Below are 22,245 nucleotides of genomic sequence, written 5' to 3'. Positions count from 1 at the left end.
CCCCGTCGCCGTCCGCACCGTCTCCGCCCGCTCCGCCGTCACCGGCGGGGCGGCGCCGGGGCGGGCGTCCGGGCCGCTCCGGCACCGCGGTCCGGCTCGCGCTGATGGCGGTCCCGGCGGCCTTCTTCGCCCTGTTCTTCGTCCACCCGGTGGCCGCGATCGTGGCCCGGGGGCTGCGCGACGGGGGACGGTGGCGGTTCGGCCGGGCCGGCGCGGTGCTGACGGACCCGCTCGTCCTGGACGTGCTCTGGTTCACCGCGTGGCAGGCGGCGGCGTCCACGGCGCTGACCGTGGCCGTCGCGCTGCCGGGCGCCTATGTCTTCGCCCGCCTCGACTTCCCCGGCAAGCGGCTGCTGCGGGCGCTGGTGGTGGTGCCGTTCGTCCTGCCCACCGTCGTGGCCGACTCGGCCTTCCTGGCGCTGCTGGGACGCGGCGGACTGCTGGACGAGCTGTGGGGCGTCCGGCTGGACACCACGGTGTGGGCGATCCTGCTCGCCCATGTGTTCTTCAACTACGCGGTCGTGGTGCGGACGGTCGGCGGCCTGTGGGCGCAGCTCGACCCGCGCCAGGAGGAGGCCGCGCGGATGCTCGGCGCGAGCCGCCTCACCGCCTGGCGCCGGATCACCTTGCCGGCTCTCGCGCCCGCGGTCGCCGCCGCGGCGCTGATGGTCTTTCTCTTCACCTTCACCTCCTTCGGGGTGGTCCAGATCCTCGGCGGTCCGCGCTACTCGACCCTGGAGGTCGAGATCTACCGGCAGACCGCACAACTGCTCGACCTGCCGACGGCGGCCGTGCTGACGCTGCTGCAGTTCTGTGCCGTCGGCGGCCTGCTCCTGCTGCACGCCCGGACGGTGCGGCGGCGCGAGAGCGCGCTGCGGCTGGTCGACCCCGCGCACACCTCCCGCCGTCCGCGCGGCGCCGCCCAGTGGGCCCTGCTGGGCTCCACGGTGACGGTCGTCGCGCTGCTGCTCCTGCTGCCGCTGGGGGTGCTCGTCGAGCGCTCGCTGGACGCACCGGACGGCTACGGCTTCGCCTTCTACCGGGCGCTGGGGTCCGAGGAGGGCGGGACGTTCACGGTGGCGCCGCTGGAGGCGGTGGGCAACTCCCTGGCCTTCGCGGCCGTGGCCACCCTGATCGCCCTGGTGGTCGGCGGTCTGGCCGCGGCGGCCCTGACCCGGCGGGCCGGGAGACTCGTACGGGGTTTCGACGCGCTGCTGATGCTGCCGCTGGGCACCTCCGCCGTGACGGTCGGCTTCGGCTTCCTCATCGCGCTCGACGAGCCGCCCCTGGACCTGCGGTCCGCCTGGATCCTGGTGCCGCTGGCGCAGGCCCTGGTCGGCGTGCCGTTCGTCGTCCGCACCATGCTGCCCGTCCTGCGCGCGGTCGATCCGCGGCTGCGCGAGGCGGCCGCCGTGCTGGGCGCCTCCCCGCTGCGCGCCTGGCGCGAGGTGGACCTGCCGCTGGTGCGGCGGGCGCTGCTCGTCGCCGCGGGCTTCGCCTTCGCCGTCTCGCTCGGGGAGTTCGGCGCCACCGTCTTCATCGCCCGTGCCGACACCCTCACCCTTCCGGTCGCCGTGGCCCGGCTGCTGGGCCGGGCCGGCGCACTGCCGTACGGGCAGGCGATGGCGCTCAGCACGATCCTGATGCTGGTCTGCGCGGTGTCCCTGCTGCTTCTCGAACGCGTCCGCACCGACCGCTCCGGCTCCGGGGAGTTCTGACATGCCCTCCGACACCACTCCGGGCACGGCCCCCGTCACCGCCACCGGCTCTCCTCCCGGCACCGGGGAGGCTCCCGCCGGCCCCGGCGATGCCCCCGCCGCCCGGCCCGCCCTGCTGCGGCTGGACGAGGTGACCGTCCGCTTCGGCGACCGGGCCGTGCTCGACGCGGTGGATCTGGAGGTCCCCGAGCGGCGGACGGTGTGCGTACTCGGGCCGAGCGGCAGCGGCAAGTCCACCCTGCTGCGCGTGGTGGCCGGGCTGCACCGGCCGGACGCCGGCCGGGTGACCCTCGCCGGCCGTGACCAGGCGGGGGTGCCCGCGCACCGGCGCGGCGTCGGACTGATGTTCCAGGACCACCAGCTCTTCCCGCAGCGGGACGTCGGCGGCAACGTCGCCTTCGGCCTGCGCATGCGCAAGGTGCCGCGCGCCGAGACCGAGCGCCGCGTCGCCGGTCTCCTCGACCTCGTCGGGCTGCCCGACGCCGGGCGGCGCGCGGTGTCCTCGCTGTCCGGCGGCGAGCAGCAGCGGGTGGCACTGGCGCGCGCCCTGGCCCCGGAACCGCGGCTCCTGATGCTGGACGAACCGCTGGGCCAGCTCGACCGGACACTCCGCGAGCGGCTGGTCGTCGAACTCCGCGAGCTGTTCCGGCGGCTGGGGACGACCGTGCTGGCGGTCACCCACGACCAGAGCGAGGCCTTCGCCCTCGCCGACCGGGTGGTCGTGATGCGGGACGGCCGTGTCGCCCAGACCGGCACGCCCCTGGAAGTCTGGCGCCGGCCCGCCTCCGAGTTCGTCGCCCGCTTCCTCGGCTTCGACAACGTGATCGAAGGGCTGGTGCGCGACGGGGCCGCCGACACCCCCTGGGGCCGGCTGCCGGTGGAGCCGGGCTCCGCCCGGGGCACGCGCCGGCTGCTCGTCCGCCCCACCGGGGTCCGGCTGGTGCCGCCCGCCGACGGCCTGCGCTGCACCGTCGCGGCCCGTACCTTCCGCGGCGACCAGGTCTCCCTGCTGCTCCGCCCCGGGACGGGGCCGCTCCTGGAGGCGTCCTGCGCCCTGCGCGACGCCCCGGAGACCGGTACGGAGGTGGGCGCGGCGTTCACCGCCGAGGACGTGGTGGTGCTGGCCGCGGGGGAGTAGCCCGGCGGCCCGGGTGTCAGGCGAGCAGCGGCAGGGTGGCCAGCGTGGCGACGGCCCAGCTCACCGGGGCCACCACGGCGGCCATCACGACGGCGCGGAGGACGGCCGCGCGGCGCAGCAGGGCGGCCGGGGCCCCGGCGTGCCGCAGCGCCTCGGTGGTGCCGGCCCGCTCGGCCCGCGACTCCAGGGCCGTGATGACCACGGTCAGCGCCACGCACGCCACCACCAGCGCGGCCCCGAGGGCGAGAAGCGGCCCGAACGAGGCGACGGCGGCCGGGCCGGGGCCGCCGTACAGCCGGTCCGCCGCGAGGACGCCGGTGGCCACCGCGCACAGCACCCCGAGCGGGCGGCCGATCCGTTCCGCCTCCGCCTGCAGGAACCGGCCCGCCAGCAGCCGCAGCGCGCCGGGCCGGCCCGCGGCCAGCAGCCGCCCGGCCAGCTGCGTCAGCCCGGGGAGCGCCGTCACCAGGCCGACCGCGACCAGGGCCCACCCGGCGACCGCGCCCGGCGGGATGCCGTCCGGACGACCGGGCAGCGGAGGACCGCCGCCCGGTGTGGCGGCGGGGCCGGCGTACGACCCCAGCGCCAGCCCGGCCGTCAGCAGGGCGACGCCCCAGGGGAGCTCCCGCAGCGCGGTGCCCGGCGTGTACGGGTCACGCCCCGCGGACCACGGCACGGCCGGATCGTGGCCGGCGTCCCGGTCCCGGCGCTCCGCGGGCGCCGGGCGGGGGCGCAGCGCGAGCGCGGTCGCGGCGCCCGCCGCCGCCGGCACCACGGTCAGCAGGGTCAGCACGGCCGGGAACGGCAGCGGAACCCCGGCGCCCAGCGCCTGCTCCGCACCGGGCACCGCGGGGATACCGAGGTCTCCGCGGAGCAGCAGGAACACCAGTGCGGCCGCGACACCGCCGAGGAGGCAGGAGAGGACGGTGGAGGCGGCGGCCAGCAGCGCCAGGCGGGCGGGCCCGCATCCGGCCGCGTACAGGTTCTGCCGGGGTGCGGTGCCGTGATCGGCACGGGCGGCGGCCACGGCCAGCTGCACGGACGCCGCGAGCGGCAGCGCGCACCACAGCAGCCGGACGGCGGAGGAGCCGGCCCCCGCCGGGAGTGCGGCCGCCTGGCCCAGGCTGCTGAGCAGCAGAAAGCCCGTACCGGCGGAGGCCGCCGCGACCGCCAGCCGGCGCGCCTGGACGGCCGGGCGGGCGCCGCGGGCTAGACGGAGAGCGAGCACGTCGTTCTTCCCTCGGTGTCGTCGTTGCCGCCGGCCGGGCCGTCCCCGGCGCCACTGTCGCGGTCGGCGGGCGGGTCGGCGGGCCGGCCGTCGAGCAGCGCGAACCGGCGGTCCGCGTGGGCGGCGACCCCGGGGTCGTGGGTGGCCAGGACGACCGTGATCTCGTGCGAGCGGGCCGCCGTGGTGAGGATGCGCAGCACCGAGGCGCTGTCCGCGCTGTGCAGCCGGGCCGTCGGGTCGTCGGCGAACAGCACCGACGGCTGGGCGGTCAGGGCGCGGGCGACGGCCACCCGCTGTCGCTGTGCCTGTGTCAGGGACGCCGGACGGCCGCGGGCGCAGTCGGCGGCGTCGAGCCGTTCGAGCCAGCCGAGGGCCGCCGTCCGGGCGGCGCGCGGGGCCGTGCCGCGCAGCAGCAGCGGCAGCGCTGCGTTCTCCCAGCCGGTGAGCTCCGGTACGAGCTGCGGCTCGGTGCCGATCCAGCCGAAGCTCTCGCGGAGCAGCCGCTCCCGCGCGGCCGCGCCGAGGGGGTGCACGGGGGAGCTGCGGAACCACACCTGGCCGCTGTCCGGCACGAGACGCCCGGAGAGGCACTCCAGCAGGGTCGTCTTGCCGCTGCCCCGGGGCCCGGTGACGGCGAGGACCTCGCCCTCCCGGACCCCGAGGGAGACTCCGGCGAGCACGGGTGTGCCGCCGGTCGCGTAGTGCAGGGCGTGTGCCCGGAGAACGTCGTTGTCCGGCGGGGCCACCATGGCGAGCACCTCGGCTTGTGTGAGCGGTGCGGCCTCCGTCCCGGCGTGAGGGCGGGAGACCGGTCGGTGCCTGGAACGGTAAGGAGTCGGGAGCCGCGGCACCGCACCGGGGGTGGGATATGCGCCCGTTTTTCGTCCGATCGGATGGACGGCCGCGCGGATGGTCCCGCGACCGGCACGGGACCGGGACGTACCCGCGGACGCGGGTCCCGGACCGCGGACGGGGCGGCCCCCTGCTGCGATGTCCGCCGCAGCGTTTAGGGTGGGTGTCTCACCCACTGGACACCGACAGGGAGGGGTGGCACGTGACCACCGAACTGCGTCGTCTGCGCAACTACATCGGCGGGGAGTTCCGGGACGCCGCCGACGGCCGGACCACCGACGTGGTCAACCCGGCCACCGGCGAGGTGTACGCCACCGCTCCGCTGTCCGGCGCCGCCGACGTCGACGCCGCCATGGCCGCCGCCGAGGCCGCCTTCCCGGCCTGGCGGGACCTCGTCCCCGCGGACCGGCAGAAGGCCCTGCTCAAGATCGCCGACGCGATGGAGGAGCGTGCCGAGGAGCTGATCGAGGCCGAGTGCCGGGACACCGGCAAGCCGCTCGGGCTCACCCGCTCCGAGGAGATCCCGCCGATGATCGACCAGGTCCGCTTCTTCGCGGGCGCGGCGCGGATGCTGGAGGGGCGTTCCGGCGGCGAGTACATGGAGGGGCTGACCTCCTTCGTCCGCCGGGAGCCGGTCGGGGTCTGCGCGCAGGTCGCGCCGTGGAACTACCCGATGATGATGGCGGTCTGGAAGTTCGCCCCGGCGCTCGCCGCGGGCAACACGGTCGTCCTCAAGCCCTCCGACACCACCCCGGCGTCGACGGTGCTGCTCGCCGAGATCCTCGGCTCCGTCCTCCCGAAGGGCGTCTTCAACGTCGTCTGCGGCGACCGCGACACCGGCCGGCTGATGGTCGAGCACCCGGTGCCCGCGATGGCCTCCATCACCGGCTCGGTCCGGGCCGGCACGGAGGTCGCCGCCAGCGCCGCCAAGGACGTCAAGCGGGTCCACCTGGAGCTGGGCGGCAAGGCCCCCGTCGTCGTCTTCGAGGACGCCGACCTGGCCAAGGCCGTCGAGGGCATCACCGAGGCGGGCTTCTTCAACGCCGGCCAGGACTGCACCGCGGCGACCCGCGTCCTCGTCCACGAGTCCGTGCACGACGAGTTCGTCGCCGCCCTCGCCAAGGCCGCCTCGGACACGAAGACCGGGCAGCCGGACGACGAGGACATCCTCTACGGCGCGCTCAACAACGCCGACCAGCTCGCGAAGGTGAGCGGCTTCATCGAGCGCCTCCCCGCGCACGCCACGGTCGAGACCGGCGGCCGCCGGGTCGGCGAGCGGGGCTACTTCTACGCCCCGACCGTCGTCTCGGGCCTGAAGCAGGACGACGAGATCGTCCAGAACGAGGTCTTCGGCCCGGTCATCACCGTCCAGCCCTTCACGGACGAGCGGCAGGCGCTGGAGTACGCGAACGGCGTCGAGTACGCCCTGGCCTCCTCGGTCTGGACGAAGGACCACGGCCGCGCCATGCGGATGTCCAAGGCCCTGGACTTCGGCTGCGTGTGGATCAACACCCACATCCCGCTGGTCGCCGAGATGCCGCACGGCGGCTTCAAGAAGTCCGGCTACGGCAAGGACCTGTCGGCCTACGGCTTCGACGACTACACCCGGATCAAGCACGTCATGACGTCGCTGGACGGCTGAGCCGCGGCGCTGCACGCCGGCGGCGCCGCCGGACGCACCCGGACGCCCCCGGGCCACCCACCGTGGCCCGGGGGCGCCGGGCTGTCCGGGGCGCGCCCGGTCCGGCACGCCGATAATCGGTTCCGTCCCTGCGCCGCCGTCCGTAGGGTCCGGCGCATGCCCGATACCCCCGATACCGCTGCGCCGCCCCGGCTGCCCCGCCTGACCTTCCACGGCCCGCTCTCCGAGGCGCGCGCCGCCCGGTTCGTCGAGCGGCTCGGCCGGCACCGCCCCGCGACCGTCCTCGACATCGGCTGCGGCTGGGGCGAGTTGATGCTGCGCGTGCTCGGCGCCGTGCCCGGAGCCACCGGGACCGGCCTGGACATCAACGCGGAGGATCTGGCCCGGGGCCGGGAGAACGCCCGTACCCGGGGACTGGCCGGCCGGGTGGAGTTCATCGCGGAGTCCGCGGCCGGGACCGCCCGCGGGCCGGCCGATCTCGTGCTGTGCACCGGCGCCGGCCACGCCCTCACCGGGGACGCGGAGCCGTCCGGAGCCACCGCCACCGCCGCCGCCCTCCGCGCGCTGCGCCGGCTGGTCGCTCCCGGCGGGCGCGTGCTCTTCGGGGAGGGCTACTGGGAGCGCCCGCCCACGGACGGCGAGCTGGCCGCCATGTGGCCCGGCGCCTCCGCCGACGACCACCACGACCTGGCGGGGCTGGTCGGGACCGCGCTCGGTGCCGGGTTCCGTCCCGAGTGGATCGAGACGGCGAACGCCGACGAATGGGAGGAGTTCGAGTCCGGCTACCGGGCCGGCACGGAGAGCTGGCTCGCCGCGCACCCGGACCACCCGCTCGCCGCCGAAACGCGCGAGCGCGTGGACCGGCAGCGCACCTCCTGGCTGACCGGTTACCGCGGTGTCCTCGGCATGGCCTACCTCACCCTGGTGCCCGCCGGCTGACGGCGTGCCGCCCCGGCCCGGGCGGCTCCCGGCGGGGGCGTCAGACGCGCCCGCAGGAGTACAGGACCAGGAACAGCACGGCCGTGCCGACCAGGCTGATGAGCAGCGAGCCGAGGCATCCGCTCCGGTTCGAGAAGAAGACGAACATGCCTGATCCCATCCCATCCTGTGCGCCACCGTGGTGCACACCGGCCCGTCGGCGGCCGGCCCGCCCGTGTGCCCCGGCGAGTACCCGTCGCCGGCGGCCGCAGTCCTGAGCGGTCCCCCGGGGGGCGCCGCGACGGCCGGGGACCGTGAGAGGACTCGTCAGGCCCCTGCCGCCTCCGCCGCGCACTCGGGTCCGTGCCCTGCCCTCCGTGCGTATCGTTGTCCTTCCCGGCCACGCCGTGAGGAGTGTGGCGTGGAGGAGCGGCACAGTGACCATCGAGCTGACCGACAGGATCGAGATGGCCGACAGCGACGAGCTCAGCCTCGACGACGAGCTCAGCCTCGACGAGATGTTCGAGCTGCTGGAGCGGATGCCCGTCCCCGAGGGCTACAAGGCAGAGATCGTCGAGGGGGCCATCCAGATGTCGCCGCAGCGGGACGCGCACTGGGAGATCATCCGCTGGATCGTCCGCATGCTGGAGGACCGGTTCGGGATGCATGTCAAGGTCAAGTCCGATGTGCGGATCGACTTCCCGGGCGGCCGCAACGGCTTCGCGCCGGACGTCGTCAAGCTCTCGGACGAGGCACGGCAGGACGCGAAGCGGCGCTGGAGCTTCCGCGACATCGAGTTCGTGGCCGAGGTGATCTCCCGGGACACGCGGGAGAACGACTACGGCAAGAAGAAGCGGACCTACGCCCGCGCCGGGGTCCCCGTATACGTCATCGCGGATCCGTACACCGGCAAGTGCCACGCCTTCGGCCGCCCCGAGGGCGAGGAGTACGAGAGCGAGCTCACCGTGGATTTCGGCGAGAAGCTCGACCTCTCCCCGCTCGGGACGGACTGGACGCTGGAAACCGACCAGTTCCCGCGGGACTGAGAGAAGCGGGAGAACGGGTGGCGGCGGCGGGGCGGCCCGGCGCGCGGGCCGGCGGGCGGCGCTACCGGCGCAGCCACTCCGCCGTGTAGGCGTCGATCTCCGCGGCCAGCTTCGCCTTCCCCGCCGGGTCGAGGAAGGACGCCTCGACCGCGTTCTTGGCGAGGCCGGCGAGGCCCGTCGCGTCGAGGTCGAGCAGGCGGGCCGCGACGCCGTACTCGGTGTTGAGGTCGGTGCCGAACATCGGCGGGTCGTCACTGTTGATGGTGACCAGGACTCCGGCCGCCACCATGTCCTTCAGGGGGTGCTGGTCGAGGTCGGTGACCGCGCGGGTGGCGATGTTGGAGGTCGGGCAGACCTCCAGGGGGATGCGGTGTTCGGCCAGGTGTTCCAGCAGCCGGGGGTCCTGCGTCGCGCTCGTGCCGTGGCCGATGCGCTCGGCGCGCAGGTCGTTCAGCGCGTCCCAGATGGTCTGCGGGCCGGTGGTCTCGCCCGCGTGCGGGACGCTGCGCAGCCCGGCCGCGATGGCCCGGTCGAAGTACGGCTTGAACTGGGGCCGGGGCACGCCGATCTCCGGCCCGCCGAGCCCGAACGACACCAGCCCCTCGCACTGCTGCTCGACCGCGATCCGGGTGGTCTCCTCGGCCGACTCCAGGCCCGCCTCGCCGGGGATGTCGAAGCACCAGCGCAGCACCACGCCCAGCTCGGCCTCGGCCGCCTTGCGGGCGTCCTCTATGGCCTCGACGAACTCGGCGTCGGGGATGCCCCGGCGGGTCGAGCTGAACGGGGTGATGGTCAGTTCGGCGTACCGGATGTTCTGCCGGGACATGTCGCGGGCGACCTCGTAGGTCAGCAGCCGGACGTCCTGGGCGTCGCGGATGAGGTCCACGACCGAGAGGTAGACCTCGATGAAGTGGGCGAAGTCGCGGAAGACGAAATAGTCGGCCAGCGCCTCGGGATCGGTGGGCACCGGGGAGTCGGGGTGCCGGGAGGCCAGGGCGGACACGATGCGCGGCGAGGCGGAGCCGACGTGGTGGACGTGCAGCTCGGCCTTGGGCAGTCCCGCGATGAAGGGCTGCAGATCGGTCATCGGTCCTCCTGGGTACGGCCGGGCGGCGGGCGCTCCGGGGTGGCCGGAGCAGCATCATCGTAGGCGCGGGCGGGGACAGCGCCGCCCGGCGGCCCTGTCGCCCGCCCGAGGTCCGCGGACCGCACGGGCACCCGACTCGTCCGGTCCGGCCCGGAAGACGGCCTTCCGGGGCCTGTGCCGGATTCTTTGCGGCAATCCGCCCCTCTTTGCTGTGATTCCGCGCATTGGCAGGTGTGACGATTGGCGGCTCCCGCTCTCTCCTCAACCGTCACGTCATCACATGGGGACACGAGGAGGCGCTCTGCATGCGCGACACCGGGGCGGACGACGACGCGGTCGAGTGGCTGGTCTCGGCGGCCCCCGACCCGGCGGCGTGCCGCCTGGAGTGGGAGCGGAACCCGCTCGGAGTGGTGCTGCTGCCCGCGGGAGGCCGCTGGGACGTCCTGATCCTGCCGGGGCAGCTGGGCTTCCCGGCACTGGAGGTGCTTCGCCGCCGTATCGACCGGCCCGGCCCGGTGCTGGCCGACTTCGGCGACGAGCGGACGGGCTTCTTCGTCCCGCCGGGCACCGCCGAGCGCTGGGTCGGCACGGGGATGCGTGCCGTGGGCCGCGGCACCTGGATCGTCGTGCCCTATCCGGGGGTGGCGACGGGCGGTGTGCGCTGGGTCGTGCCGCCCGACGGGGCCGGAACGCTCAACGACCCGGTGCTGCTGGAGCTGGCGCTGCACGAGGCCGCCGCCGGACTGGCCCGCGGGGACGGCCGGTGAGCACGCCGGCGAGGGCCCACAGCAGCGGGACGGACAGCAGCCAGCTGCCCAGGACGTCCAGCGGCCAGTGGTATCCGCGTACCACCAGCCCCGCGCCGACGGCCAGGTTCAGCAGCAGCGCGCCGGCCGTCAGGGCGCGGCGGGCCGCCGTCCGGCGGAGATACGGCAGGAGCAGCAGGGCCGCGGCGCCGTAGGCCACGGCGGCCGTCGCCGTGTGGCCCGAGGGGTAGAAGCCCTCGCCCGCGGCGAGCGGCAGTCCGTCCGGGCCCGGCCGCGCCGTCCACGCCTTGAGCGGGACGACGAGCGCGGGAACGGCGGCCAGTGCAGCCGCCGCCGCGAGCGGGGGCAGCCACGGGCGTCGCGCGCCGGGCGCGTACGCCCCTCCCCGCGCCTCCCCGCCCGCCCCTCCGCACGCCCTCGCGGACGTTGCCGCGCGCTTCCGCCGCTCCGCCCGGGCCCGGCGCCGGCCGAGGAGGGCGGTGGCGGCGGCGGCCAGGGCGAGAACGGCGGCGGCGACCGGCAGATGGCCGAGGTCCGCAGCGAACTCCGCGGCGGCGTCCCCCGGGCCCTCGCCGCCCGGCCGGGCCAGGATCGCGCCGGCGCGCTCGTCCAGCCTTCGCAGCGGCCCGCCGGCCGCCACCTGCCAGGTGACCGCGGCGAAGAGCAGCACGGGCAGAACGAGGGGGAGCGGTATGCGGGGCGCCGGAAGGTGCCGGAACGGCAGAGGCGGCCGCTCCGGAACAGGGGGGGTTGTTCCGGAGCGGCCGCGACGACCGGTGTGCCGCGCGCCCCGGGGGGTTTGGGGCGGGCGGCCGTCCGACCGGTGGAGAATCCCGGAGCACGAGGCTCCGGTGTGCGCGAGGGCACGGCCGGTCCGGTGCTGGGGAGGCGCCGACCCGGCGCCGTCCGCGACGATCCGCGGACGGGGTGTTTCTCTCATCTGCGGACGACCGTACGGCACCGGAAGGCGGCCGGACAGCCGGATCACCCGTCCGCCATGGGCTCCGCACACATTCTTCACGGAAGCGGACTGTAGCCGCAGGTAACACCCCTGATGGAGCCCGGTCCGGTGCCGCGGCGCCGTCTCAGAGACCGGAGAGCGCCCCTTCGAGGATGTCCAGGCCCTCGTTCAGCAGCTCCTCGCCGATCACCAGCGGCGGCAGGAAGCGCATGACGTTGCCGTAGGTGCCGGTGGTCAGCACCAGCAGTCCCTCGCTGTGGCAGGCCTTGGCGAGCGCGGCGGTCGTGTCCGGGGCCGGCTCCTTGGAGCCGGGGCGCACCAGTTCGATGGCGAGCATCGCGCCGCGCCCTCGCACGTCGCCGATCACCTCGTACTTCTCCCGCAGTTCGAGGAGGCGCGGCTTCATGACCTCCTCGATGCGCCGCGCCTTGGCGTTGAGGTCCAGCTCGCGCATGGTCTCGATCGCGCCGAGCGCCGCGGCGCAGGCGACCGGGTTGCCGCCGTAGGTGCCGCCGAGGCCGCCGCTGTGCGCCGCGTCCATGATCTCGGCGCGGCCGGTGACGGCCGACAGCGGCAGGCCGCCCGCGATGCCCTTGGCGGTGGTGATCAGGTCCGGCACGATGCCCTCGTCCTCGCAGGCGAACCACTGGCCGGTGCGGCAGAAGCCGGACTGGATCTCGTCCGCGACGAACACGATGCCGTTGGCCTGCGCGAACTCGGCGATCCGCGGCAGGAAGCCCTTCGCCGGCTCGATGAAACCGCCCTCGCCGAGCAGCGGCTCGATGACGATCGCGGCGACGTTCTCCGCCCCGATCTGCTTGCTGATCATGTCGATGGCCTGGGCCGACGCCTCCTCGGCGCAGCGCTCGGGGCCGGTGAGCCAGCGGTACGGGTAGGCCACCGGCACCCGGTACACCTCGGGGGCGAACGGGCCGAAGGAGTGCTTGTACGGCATGTTCTTGGCGGTCAGCGCCATCGTGAGGTTGGTGCGGCCGTGGTAGCCGTGGTCGAAGACGACGACGGCCTGGCGCCGGGTGTACGCGCGGGCGATCTTCACGGCGTTCTCCACCGCCTCCGCGCCGGAGTTGAAGAGCGCCGACTTCTTGGCGTGGTCACCGGGCGTCAGTTCGGCCAGCTTCTCGCAGACCTCCACATAGCCCTCGTACGGCGTCACCATGAAGCAGGAGTGGGTGAACGCGGCGAGCTGGGCGGAGGCCCGGCGCACCACGGCCTCGGCGCTGTTGCCGACCGAGGTCACCGCGATGCCGGAGCCGAAGTCGATCAGCGAGTTGCCGTCGACGTCCTCGACGACGCCCCCGCCGGCGCGGGTGGTGAAGACGGGCAGCACGGAGCCGACGCCCGCGGCGACCGCGGCGCTCCGGCGGGCCTGGAGCTCCCGGGACTTGGGGCCGGGGATGGCGGTGACGACGCGGCGCTCCTGCGGGAGCGAGGGGCCTCCGGTGGTCGCGGTCATGGTGATCTCCTCTGGTCCGTGGCGGCGCGGTGCGGGGCGCCGCGCCCCTGCGTGCGGCCGGCGGGGGACGCCCTCCGCGGGGGTGCGGCAAGTCCGGCGGAATGCCCGGATCGGGCACGTACTCCGCAGGCTAGGGGCGGGCGGCGGTCCGGGGCATGCTCCGATCGGTAGCGCTGCGCGTGTCCCGTTGTCCGCGGCGGCACCTTCGCGGCGGGAACGCCGCCGCGGGACGGCGTCCGGACCCGTCGGGGGACGGAGCCGCCGCGGGGCGGGGGAGGCGGCACGGGACGGGGGAGGCGCCGCCTGCGGGCAGGCGGGGGCGTGCCCGGGGCCGGGGCGCGGTGTGGGGCACTAGATTGAACGGGTAGGAACAGCAGGCCGGTTGGCGGGGCAGGGGGCGAGAGGCGGCAGATGGACACCGAAGGCGCACACGACGGCCGTCGGGGCACCGGGCGCCCGGGAGCGGTACCGCCTCCCGCCGGACCGCCCGCACCGCCGCCCCCGCAGCCGCCGTCCGGTTTCCCGGCGCCCGTGCCGTCCCCGCGCCCGGTGGAGGGGTCCGGCGCCGGAGCCCCGTCCGCCCCGGGCCCGTATCCCGGGAGCACGCCCGTGCCGCCCGCGCCCGCGGGGATGCCGGCGGCCGCGCCGGGCGGCGGACCGAACGGCGGCCACACCGGCCACATCCCCCACGCCGGTCATGGTGCCGGGGGCGGCTCCGGAGCGGCACCGGGCGGTCCGGGCGCGCCGTTCCTCGACTGGGTGCGCGCCCCCCGCCCGGAGGCCCCGCCCGGCATCTGGCGCCACGGCCACCGGCCCCGGCCGCCGGAGGAGCCCGAGCGGATCCCGGGCCGTTCCCTGCTCAGCGGCGCCCTGATCTCGTTCCTCTGCGGCTGGCTCATCTGGTCGCTGTGCTGGAACGGCTATCTCGGCGACTACTGGCTCTGGCCGCTGCTCCTGTTCACCCCCGACTCCTGGCGCGAGGCGGGCGGCAACCACCTGGCGTACGTCTGGGCCGCGTACCTCTACTACGGCCTGTTCGCCGCCGGGCTCGTCGTGGTCTTCGGGCGGCTCGGCCGCTGGCCGGAGCTGTACCGCCGCTGGGCCGCCCCGCTGCTGCGCCGGCTGTGGGACGACGGCGACCGGCAGGCCCCGCCGCCCCCGCCGGAGGCCGACCCCGCCGAGTGGCCCGAACTCCGCTCCGGCGGCGCCCCGGACGCCGCCGACCGGCTGGCCGCCGAGGCCCGCGCCGGCCGGCTCACCGACGTGGACTACGCCCGCATCCGCCGCGCCTGGACCGGTGTGCGCGGCCGGCCGGAGCGGCTGCCCGCCTTCACCGACACCGTGCTGCGGCACGGCGCCGCCGCCTGCCTCCACCCGTCCGGCGCCCGCGATCTGCCGGTCCGCACCGCGCGCCACGACCTGGCCGCCGGGCAGGTGCGCCTCGGCACCGCCGCCGACGACCGGCGGAACCCCTACCGGCACCGCGGGGCGGGCTTCGCGCTGGCGCCGGAGCTGCTCGCCACCTCGCTGCTGGCCGTCGGCCCGCCCGGTGCCGGGAAGACCGGCCGGCTGGTGCGGCCCGTGCTGGAGTCGCTCTGCCTCCAGGCGCTGACCGGCCGGACCGCCGTCGTGGCCGTCGGCGCCTCGGGCGCGCAGCTCGCCCCCGACGGCTTCTTCGACGTCGTCATCCGCATCGGGCGACCCGACTCGGCCCACGACCTGGATCTCTACGGCGGCACCACCGACCCGGACGAGGCCGCCGGCATCCTCGCCGAGGCCCTCATCGGCGACCTCGCCGCCGCCCACCCCGGCGGCGGCGCCCGCCGGGCCCCCACGGCGCTGGCCCAGCTGCTCGGTCCCTTCCGGGCCGCCCACGACCGCTTCCCCTCCGTGCCCGAACTCCGCGAACTGCTGGACGGATCGGCGACCGCCCTCGGCGCGCTCCGCACCGTCCTGCGGGACACCGGTCAGCTCGCCCAGGCCCGTGAACTTGACGCCCGCGAACGGCAGTCGGGGCGCGCCGACGACGCCTGCGCCCTGCTCGCCGACCGGCTGGCGCTGCTCGACCGGCCCGCCTTCGCGGACTTCTTCGCCACCGCCGAGGGGAGCCGCCCCTTCTCGCTGCGCGCCCTCGACCACCCGCTGCGGGTCCGCATCGACCTCCCCGAACGCGGCCACGCCGAAGCCTCCCGCATCCTGGCGCGGCTGGTGCTCGCCCAGTTCACCGAGTGCGCCGTGGGCCGCGCCGACCGGTCGCTCTTCGCCTGCCTGGTCCTCCACGACGCCTCCGACACCATCACCGCCGAGGCGCTCCGCGGCGTCCAGCGGCTGCGCTCCGCCAACGCCGGGGCCCTGCTCACCCTGCGCACCCTCGACGACGTGCCGGAGGCGCTGCGCAGCACCCTGCTGGGCACCGTCGGCTGCCGGATGGCCTTCGCCGGGGTGACCACCTGGGACGGCGCGCGCTTCGCCGAGGTGTGGGGCAAGGAGTGGGTGGAGGCGCGGGACGTCACCAACCGGCAGATCATCACCGACGAACCGCTCACCCGGGTCGTGCACTTCATACGGCGGCTGGTCACCGGACGAGCCGTCACCAGCGAGTCGGTGACCGTCCGGCAGGTGGAGCGGGAGCGCTGGTCGGCCTCCGAGCTGGCGCACTCCCTGCCGCCGGAGCACGCGGTGATCTCGCTGACCACGGCACGCGGCGAGCACGCCCCGCCGCTCCTGGTGGATCTGCGGAGCTGACCGGCGGGCTGCACGGCACCCCTCCAATGAGGCAGAATCGACCCATGCCGTTCATACGGGACGGCCTATTCGGTCCCGCGTCACCCCGCCTCCCGTGAAGGACCCATGCCCCCGACGCTCGCCTCCCTCGTGGCCCACCCCGCGCTCAAGCTCGCCGTCCGCGCGGGGGAGGACCGGCTGGAGACGCCCGTCCGCTGGGCCCACGCCAGCGAACTGGCCGACCCGGTGCCGTATCTCGACGGCGGCGAACTGCTGCTCGTCACCGCGCTCAAGCTGGACGCCGAGAACGGGGAGGAGATGCGGGCCTATGTCCGCCGACTCGCCGGAGCCGGGGTCGTCGGGCTCGGCTTCGCCGTCGGCGTCAACTACGAGGACATCCCCGAGGCGCTGGTGTCGGCCGCGGCCGAGGAGGGGATGCCGCTGCTGGAGGTGCCGCGCCGGACCCCGTTCATCGCGATCAGCAAGGCCGTCTCGGCGGCCATCGCGGCCGAGCAGTACCAGGCCGTCACCGCCGGCTTCGCCGCCCAGCGCGAGCTGACGCGCGCGGCGCTCGGCCCGGAGGGCCCGGAGGCGCTGCTGGCCCGGCTCGCCGCGCACATCGGCGGCTGGGCCGCCCTCTACGACATGTCCGGGGCGGTGGTCGCCGCGGCGCCCGAGTGGGCCGCCCGGCGCGCCGCCCGGCTGACGGCCGACGTCGAACGGCTGCGCGAGCGTCCCGCTCCGGCCAGTGCCGTCACCGGCGGTACCGGCGAGGACGACGGCGGAGCCGACCGGATCGAACTGCAGTCGCTGGGCAGCGGCCGGCGCGCCCAGGGTGTCCTGGCCGTCGGCACCGGCGCCCCGCTGGGCACCGCCGAGCGCTACGCCGTCAATTCGGCCGTCGCCCTGCTGACCCTCACCGCCGAACGCTCGCGCACCTTGGCCGCGGCCGAACAGCGGCTCGGTTCCGCCCTGCTGCGGATGCTGCTCGCGGGCGAGCCGGACCACGCCCGGACGGTCGCCGGCACGCTCTACGGCGCGCTGCTGGACGCCCCCTTCCGGGTGCTCGTCGCGGAGCGCGCCGGTCCGCAGACCCCGGACGCCGCGCCCGCCGCCGGTGACGGGGGCCCGGCCCCGGACCCGCTCGGCCGGCTCGCCGACACCCTGGAGGCCGCCGCGGCCCGGGGCGGGGAGCACCTCCTCGTCGTGCCCGACGGGGACCGGCTGGTGGTGCTCGCCGCGGACGGCGGCGCCGCGGTCGCCGCCTGCGAGCGGCTGGCCGAGGAGTACGAGAGCGCGGGGCGCCGCACCCCCCGGCGCCGGGGCGGGCGGAGCACGGCGCCGGTGGCCGCGTTCGCCGTCGGCCTCTCCGCCCCGACCGGGCCGATCGCCGCCGTGTCCGCCTACCGGCAGGCGGAGCAGGCGCTGTCGGTGGCCCGCCGCCGGGGCCGGGTGCTCGTCGAGCACGAGGAGGTCGCGGCCGGGTCGGTGCTGCCGCTGCTCGCGGACGACGCCGTCCGGGCGTTCGCCGACGGCATCCTCCGCCCGCTCCGGGAACACGACGCCACCGGCCGCGGCGACCTGGTCTCCTCGCTCCGCGCCTGGCTCTCCCGGCACGGCCAGTGGGACGCGGCCGCCGCCGACCTGGGCGTGCACCGGCACACCCTGCGCTACCGCATGCGCCGGGTGGAGGAGATCCTCGGCCGCTCCCTGGACGACCCGGACGCCCGGATGGAGCTCTGGCTCGCGCTGAAGGCGACCAGCGCGGAGTGAGGGGCGAGTGGCCGGGCCCGTGGGCGGGGCGGGCAGCGCCGCCGGGCGGCACGCCGAAGCGTCCTAGCCGGACCGGCACACCGCTCCACCGCGGACAAACGCCATTCGGCGCCGCCGCCCCTAACGTGGTGCGCAGCACCCCGCATGCCCCGCACCAGCACACCGCGGGCACCGCGCACGAGCACCGCGCACCAGCACCCACCGCACCATCCCCACCACCTCGGAAGGGCCGGGATCCGCTGTGACCCACACCCACGCGTTCTGGCTGGCCGGCCGACAGGCGACCGGCGACGACACACTCGATGTCACCTCCCCCTGGGACGGCAGGCTCGTCGGCACGGCGAGCGTCCCGACCGAGGCCCAGGTCGAGGAGGCCGTGGCCGCGGCGCACGCCGTACGGGCCGAGTTCGCCGCCACCCCGGCGCACGTCCGGGCCGCGGCCCTGGAGCACGTCCAGCGGCGGCTGGCCGAACGGGCCGAGGAGATCGCCGGGCTGATCTCCGCCGAGAACGGCAAGCCGCTCAAGTGGGCGCGCGGCGAGGTCGGCCGCGCCGTCTCCGTCTTCCGGTTCGCCACCGAGGAGGCCCGCCGCTTCAACGGCGGCGAGGCGCAGCGCCTGGACACCGACGCCGGCGGCGCCGGGCGGCTCGCGCTCACCCGCCGCTTCCCGCGCGGCGCGGTGCTGGGCATCGCCCCGTTCAACTTCCCGCTGAACCTGTGCGCGCACAAGGTCGCCCCGGCCCTCGCCGTCGGCGCCCCGATCATCCTCAAGCCGGCCCCGGCCACCCCGCTCTCCGGGCTGCTGCTGGGCGAACTCCTGGCCGAGACGGACCTGCCCGCCGGTTCCTGGAGCGTCCTGCCCGTGCCCAACGACCGGATGCCCGCCCTGGTGCGCGACGAGCGGCTGCCGGTCATCTCCTTCACCGGCTCCGGCCCGGTCGGCTGGTCGATCCTCGACTCCGCGCCCCGCAAGCACACCACGCTGGAACTCGGCGGGAACGGCGCGGCCATCGTCCTGGCCGACTGGTCCTCGGACGCCGACCTCGACTGGGCCGCGACCCGGATCGCGACCTTCTCCAACTACCAGGGCGGCCAGTCCTGCATCTCGGTGCAGCGGGTCATCGCCGACGCCTCGGTGTACGACCGGCTGGTGCCCCGGATCGTCGCGGCCGTGAAGGAGCAGGTGACCGGCGACCCGTCGAACCCGGCCACCGATGTCGGCCCGCTGGTCAGCGAGGACGCGGCCAAGCGCGTCGAGTCCTGGGTCGGGGAGGCGGTGGACGCGGGCGCCACGCTGCTCACCGGCGGCGAGCGGGACGGCGCCACGTACGCGCCGACCGTCCTCACCGATGTGCCGTCCGACGTCCAGGTCTCCTGCGAGGAGGTCTTCGGGCCGGTGCTGACCGTCACCCGCGCCGAGGACGAGGCGGCGGCCTTCGCGGCGGCCAACGACTCCCAGTACGGGCTCCAGGCGGGGGTGTTCACGCACGACGTGCGCACCGCCTTCCGCGCGCACCGGGAGCTGGAGGTCGGTGGCGTGATCATCGGCGATGTGCCGTCCTACCGGGCCGACCAGATGCCCTACGGCGGAACGAAGCAGTCCGGCGTGGGCCGGGAGGGCGTGCGCTTCGCGATGGACGACTACACCTACGAGCGCGTGATGGTGCTGACCGGCCTGGATCTCTAGAAGCCCCAAGCCCGCAAGCCGGCAGGCCCGCAAGCCCGGAAACCGCGCGGCCGGCGGGCGCCGAACGGCCGGGGCGCGCAGCCCACACGACGCGCCCCGGCCGCTCTTGTGCGGCCCTCGGGACCGGCCCGGCTTCCGGTGTCTCACCCGCCCGGGAGACACCGCAGGCACCGGGTCAGTGCCCTCCGGCCGCCCGGGACGGCTCCCTCGATGCGTCCCGGAGTCCGAAGTCGAGCCGCGCGAGGCGGACCGCTCCGCGCAGCGTGATCCACAGGTCCCGCACACCGCGCGGGGCGCCGCCCAGCGTAAGTTCCACGGCCCGGTACGCATAGGGGCCGTCGGTGCACGGGACAACGGCGTCGCCGAGCGGGGTGCCGTCGGCCAGGGCGAGTCCGATGCGCGCCTCGCCCGGTTCCGCGCGGGCCGCCAGCAGGACGGCGGTGTCCGGGGCGGAGGGGCCGAAGTCGCAGGCGCGGAAGAGCAGCCGGGCCGCGGCGCCCGGGTCCGCCGGGGCCACCGCGTCGCCGCGGGCCTTCGTCCGGTCCACTAGCACGGCGTTCCCGGAGGTGTCGTAGTGGGCGGCCTCCAGCCCCGATTCCCGCACCGGGCGCGGGGCGGGCGGTGGTCCGCCGACGGTGACGGGCGCCGTCAGCCGGATATCGGCGGAGGAGGCGCCGGCGTGGAGCTCGTAGCGGCCCGGGTCGGTGGTCCAGCGGCCGTGCGCCACGTCCCAGTGGCCGAGCGCCGCCACCGGCACGGTGAAGGTGAACCGCCCGGTCTCCCCGGCGGCGAGCCGGCGGCGTTCGTGGGCCACCAGCTGCCGGTGGGGCCGGGGCACGCGCGGAGTGACGGCGCGTGCGTAGAGCTGGACGACCTCGTCGGCGTCCCGGTCCCCGGTGTTGGTGACGGTGAGGGCGGCGGTGAGGGTGTCGCCGTCGCGGGTCACGGCCAGGCCGTCGTAGGAGAAGCGGCTGTAGGAGAGGCCGTGGCCGAAGGGGTAGAGGGGCGTGCCGTCGAAGTAGAGGTAGGTGGCGCGGGCGCCGATGATGTCGTAGTCGAACAGCCCGGGCGGACCGTCGTCGCCGGCGTACCAGGTCTGCGGCAGCCGCCCGGCCGGTGAGACGTCCCCGAACAGCACGCGCGTGAGCGCGGTCCCGGCCGCCTGTCCGCCGTGCGCCGTCCACAGCACGGCGGGCAGCTCGGCGTCGGCCTCCGGGACGGCGTACGGATAGCTGCTGACGAGGGCCAGCACGGTGCGCGGGTTGGCGGCGCGGGCGGCGCGCCACAGCCGTTCCTGCGCCGGGGGGAGCGCGAGGGTGGCGCGGTCCTCGGTCTCCCGGCCGTTGATGTGCGGGTCGTTCCCGGCCGCCACGATCACGGTGCGGGCCGCGGCGGCGGCGCGGGCCGCCGCGTCCTCGCCCCGCTCGGTCACCTCGACGGTGAACACCTCGGCCGATTCCGGTCCTTCGCCCTCGTCCGTGGTGCGCAGCCCCTCCGGCGCGAGGCGGCAGGGGCGGCCGGAGCCGAGGTGCCGGAGCAGATGGCCGTCCCCGTGGGGTTCGAGGGCGAACGTCTCCTGGACCACCCAGCCGCCCGGCTCCCCGGCGGAGGCCCGGACGAAACCGTCCCCGGCGGCGCTCAGGTAGTGGCCGTCCGGGGCGCGCAGGGTGAGCACACCGCCGCCCCAGTCGGTGAGCGCCAGTTCGGTGGGGTGCTCGCCGCGGGTGACGGGCGGGAGGTCCGTACGGCCCTCCGTGTGCGCGGGGTTCAGGGAGCCGGCGGATCCGGGCGCGGCCTCCGGCGCACCGGCCCCGTCCGGGCCGGCGGGGACGTGCAGCCAGCCGCCCGAGGCGCAGCGCAGGCGCACCCGGTCGGAGCCGTCCGCGTGGACGACCCGGTCCGCGCCGAGCCGCTCGGCCAGGGCGCCGCGGAGGGTGCTCCGGCGGATCAGGTCACCGCTGTACCAGTCGCGTTTGCAGGCGTCGGCCATCGGGCCGATCACGGCGACCGTGCCGGCGCCGCCCTCCGCGTCCGCTTCCGTGCCGGCGTCCTCGCCCCCGTGCCCGTCCCCGTGCGCGGAGAGCGGCAGCAGTCCGTCGTTCTTCAGCAGCACCACCGCCTGTTCCGCCGCTTCGCGCGCCAGTTCGCGGTGGGCCGGGGTGTCGACGTGTTCCGGGCCGAGACCGGCGTAGGGGTCGTCCTCCGGGTCGAACTCGCCCAGTTCACGGCGCATCGCCAGCAGCCGCCGGACGGCCGTGTCGATGTGGTGTTCGCCGATCAGGCCGCGGTCCAGGGCGCCGCGCACCCGGGCGGTGGTCGGCGCGGGGTCCTGGTCGTGGTCGGTGAAGCTGTCCACGCCGGCCCGGAGCGCGGCGGCGGCCGCCTCCTCGTGGGTGGCGTGGTAGCCCTGCGAGCCGGCGATGTTGGAGGGCGCTCCCGCGTCGGAGCAGACCACCAGCTCCCGGTCCGTCCAGGTGCGCAGCTCCTCCTCCAGATACGGCGAGAGGTGGTTGGGCCGTCCGTTGACCAGGCTGTACGCGGGCATGACACCGGCGACCGCGCCCGCCTCGACCGGCCCGCGGAAGGCCGGGAGGTCGTACTCGTGGAGCACCCGGGGCGGTACGGAGGCCGAGGTGGTGTCGCGGCCGGTCTCGTTGCTGTGCGCCAGCCAGTGCTTGAGGACGGGGGCGGTGCGCCAGTACCGGGGATGGCCGCCGCGGAGCCCGCGGGTGTAGGCGGTGGCGAGCGCGGCGGTCAGCGCGGGGTCCTCGGAGTAGCCCTCCTCGTTGCGGCCCCAGCGGGGGTCGCGGAGCAGGTTGACCACGGGTGCCCAGACGTTGAGCCCGACGCGGGGGTCCCGGGCGCGCATCCCCCGGGCCTCGGTGGACACCGCCTCGCCGATCCGCCGCAGCAGGTCCGGGTTCCAGCTGGCGCCGAGCCCGACGGCCTGCGGGAAGACAGTGGCCGGGCCCATCCAGGCGACCCCGTGCAGGGCTTCCTGGCCGGTGCGGAAGGCGGCGATCCGCAGGCGCTCCACGGCGGGCGCGAACTGGTGGAGCATCGCGATCCGCTCGTCGAGCGTGAGCTGGGCGAGCAGGTCGTCCACGCGCTGTCTGCGCGGCAGCCGGGCATCGCGGCGGGACGGCGGAGCGGTGGACACGGACGGTCTCCTCGCGGCCGGTGTGCCCCGAAGACGTCCGAGGCGGCGGAGTGCGGAGCGGGGGCGCACC

At 75.9% G+C, this 22,245-nt stretch carries 15 protein-coding genes; 9 read left to right on the top strand and 6 right to left on the bottom strand.

Annotation, left to right across the window (positions count from 1 at the left end; all coding sequences use genetic code 11):
- The first annotated feature begins 104 nt into the window (after positions 1-104).
- Positions 105-1,718: an ABC transporter permease gene (locus SXIN_RS08085; RefSeq protein ID WP_019709814.1), complete on the top strand. Its 1,614-nt coding sequence runs from the start codon at positions 105-107 to the stop codon at positions 1,716-1,718.
- Position 1,719: 1 nt separating this feature from the next.
- Entirely contained in the window at positions 1,720-2,856 is a 1,137-nt protein-coding gene (locus SXIN_RS08080) for an ABC transporter ATP-binding protein (protein WP_095756796.1), read from the top strand.
- 16 nt (positions 2,857-2,872) lie between these two features.
- On the opposite strand, the gene SXIN_RS08075 is transcribed toward SXIN_RS08080, so the two are convergent.
- A complete protein-coding gene (locus SXIN_RS08075; protein ID WP_095756795.1) occupies positions 2,873-4,084 on the bottom strand; it encodes a hypothetical protein in 1,212 nt (403 codons plus the stop codon).
- Positions 4,066-4,833, bottom strand: a complete 768-nt coding sequence (locus tag SXIN_RS08070; protein WP_095757969.1) for an ABC transporter ATP-binding protein — start codon at positions 4,831-4,833, stop codon at positions 4,066-4,068. The genes SXIN_RS08075 and SXIN_RS08070 overlap by 19 nt, the downstream gene beginning before the upstream one ends.
- A 305-nt stretch (positions 4,834-5,138) precedes the next feature.
- Here SXIN_RS08070 and SXIN_RS08065 point away from each other — a divergent pair, with 305 nt between their 5' ends.
- From SXIN_RS08065 to SXIN_RS08055, 3 genes are all read left to right on the top strand, one after another.
- Positions 5,139-6,578 (top strand): gamma-aminobutyraldehyde dehydrogenase, encoded by a 1,440-nt coding sequence (locus tag SXIN_RS08065; protein WP_019709811.1) that lies wholly within the window; start codon positions 5,139-5,141, stop codon positions 6,576-6,578.
- Positions 6,579-6,734: 156 nt separating this feature from the next.
- Positions 6,735-7,517, top strand: coding sequence for an SAM-dependent methyltransferase (locus SXIN_RS08060; protein WP_095756794.1), 783 nt, complete (start codon positions 6,735-6,737; stop codon positions 7,515-7,517).
- A 416-nt stretch (positions 7,518-7,933) separates the two neighbouring features.
- The gene (locus SXIN_RS08055) at positions 7,934-8,542 is read left to right on the top strand and encodes a Uma2 family endonuclease (RefSeq protein ID WP_019709808.1); all 609 of its coding nucleotides are present in this window, start codon (positions 7,934-7,936) and stop codon (positions 8,540-8,542) included.
- A 61-nt stretch (positions 8,543-8,603) separates the two neighbouring features.
- Here SXIN_RS08055 and SXIN_RS08050 read toward each other — a convergent pair whose 3' ends face one another.
- Positions 8,604-9,629, bottom strand: a complete 1,026-nt coding sequence (locus tag SXIN_RS08050) for an adenosine deaminase (protein ID WP_019709807.1) — start codon at positions 9,627-9,629, stop codon at positions 8,604-8,606.
- A 305-nt stretch (positions 9,630-9,934) separates the two neighbouring features.
- On the opposite strand from SXIN_RS08050, the gene SXIN_RS08045 reads away from it, so the two are divergent.
- Positions 9,935-10,396 (top strand): bifunctional DNA primase/polymerase, encoded by a 462-nt coding sequence (locus SXIN_RS08045; RefSeq protein ID WP_019709806.1) that lies wholly within the window; start codon positions 9,935-9,937, stop codon positions 10,394-10,396.
- On the opposite strand, the gene SXIN_RS08040 is transcribed toward SXIN_RS08045, so the two are convergent.
- The gene (locus SXIN_RS08040; RefSeq protein WP_337589346.1) at positions 10,323-11,066 is read right to left on the bottom strand and encodes a phosphatase PAP2 family protein; all 744 of its coding nucleotides are present in this window, start codon (positions 11,064-11,066) and stop codon (positions 10,323-10,325) included. The two genes, SXIN_RS08045 and SXIN_RS08040, sit on opposite strands and share 74 nt — an antisense overlap.
- A gap of 415 nt (positions 11,067-11,481) precedes the next feature.
- Positions 11,482-12,831, bottom strand: a complete 1,350-nt coding sequence (gabT, locus tag SXIN_RS08035) for a 4-aminobutyrate--2-oxoglutarate transaminase (protein WP_019709804.1) — start codon at positions 12,829-12,831, stop codon at positions 11,482-11,484.
- Between the two features lie 411 nt (positions 12,832-13,242).
- Here gabT and SXIN_RS08030 point away from each other — a divergent pair, with 411 nt between their 5' ends.
- From SXIN_RS08030 to SXIN_RS08020, 3 genes are all read left to right on the top strand, one after another.
- Positions 13,243-15,576 carry an ATP-binding protein gene (locus tag SXIN_RS08030; RefSeq protein WP_238153709.1) on the top strand — a complete coding sequence of 778 codons (2,334 nt, stop codon included), beginning with the start codon at positions 13,243-13,245 and terminating at the stop codon, positions 15,574-15,576.
- 105 nt (positions 15,577-15,681) lie between these two features.
- The gene (locus SXIN_RS08025; RefSeq protein ID WP_095756792.1) at positions 15,682-17,328 is read left to right on the top strand and encodes a PucR family transcriptional regulator; all 1,647 of its coding nucleotides are present in this window, start codon (positions 15,682-15,684) and stop codon (positions 17,326-17,328) included.
- A 241-nt stretch (positions 17,329-17,569) separates the two neighbouring features.
- Positions 17,570-19,015 carry an aldehyde dehydrogenase family protein gene (locus SXIN_RS08020; protein ID WP_019709803.1) on the top strand — a complete coding sequence of 482 codons (1,446 nt, stop codon included), beginning with the start codon at positions 17,570-17,572 and terminating at the stop codon, positions 19,013-19,015.
- 175 nt (positions 19,016-19,190) lie between these two features.
- On the opposite strand, the gene SXIN_RS08015 is transcribed toward SXIN_RS08020, so the two are convergent.
- On the bottom strand, positions 19,191-22,175 hold the full coding sequence (locus SXIN_RS08015; RefSeq protein ID WP_238153708.1) for a glycoside hydrolase family 3 C-terminal domain-containing protein: 2,985 nt from the start codon (positions 22,173-22,175) through the stop codon (positions 19,191-19,193).
- Positions 22,176-22,245 lie beyond the last annotated feature (70 nt).

The sequence above is a fragment of the Streptomyces xinghaiensis S187 genome, from assembly GCF_000220705.2.
In the GTDB taxonomy this organism is placed as follows: domain Bacteria; phylum Actinomycetota; class Actinomycetes; order Streptomycetales; family Streptomycetaceae; genus Streptomyces; species Streptomyces xinghaiensis.
This window is presented reverse-complemented; position numbering and strand designations above follow the sequence as displayed.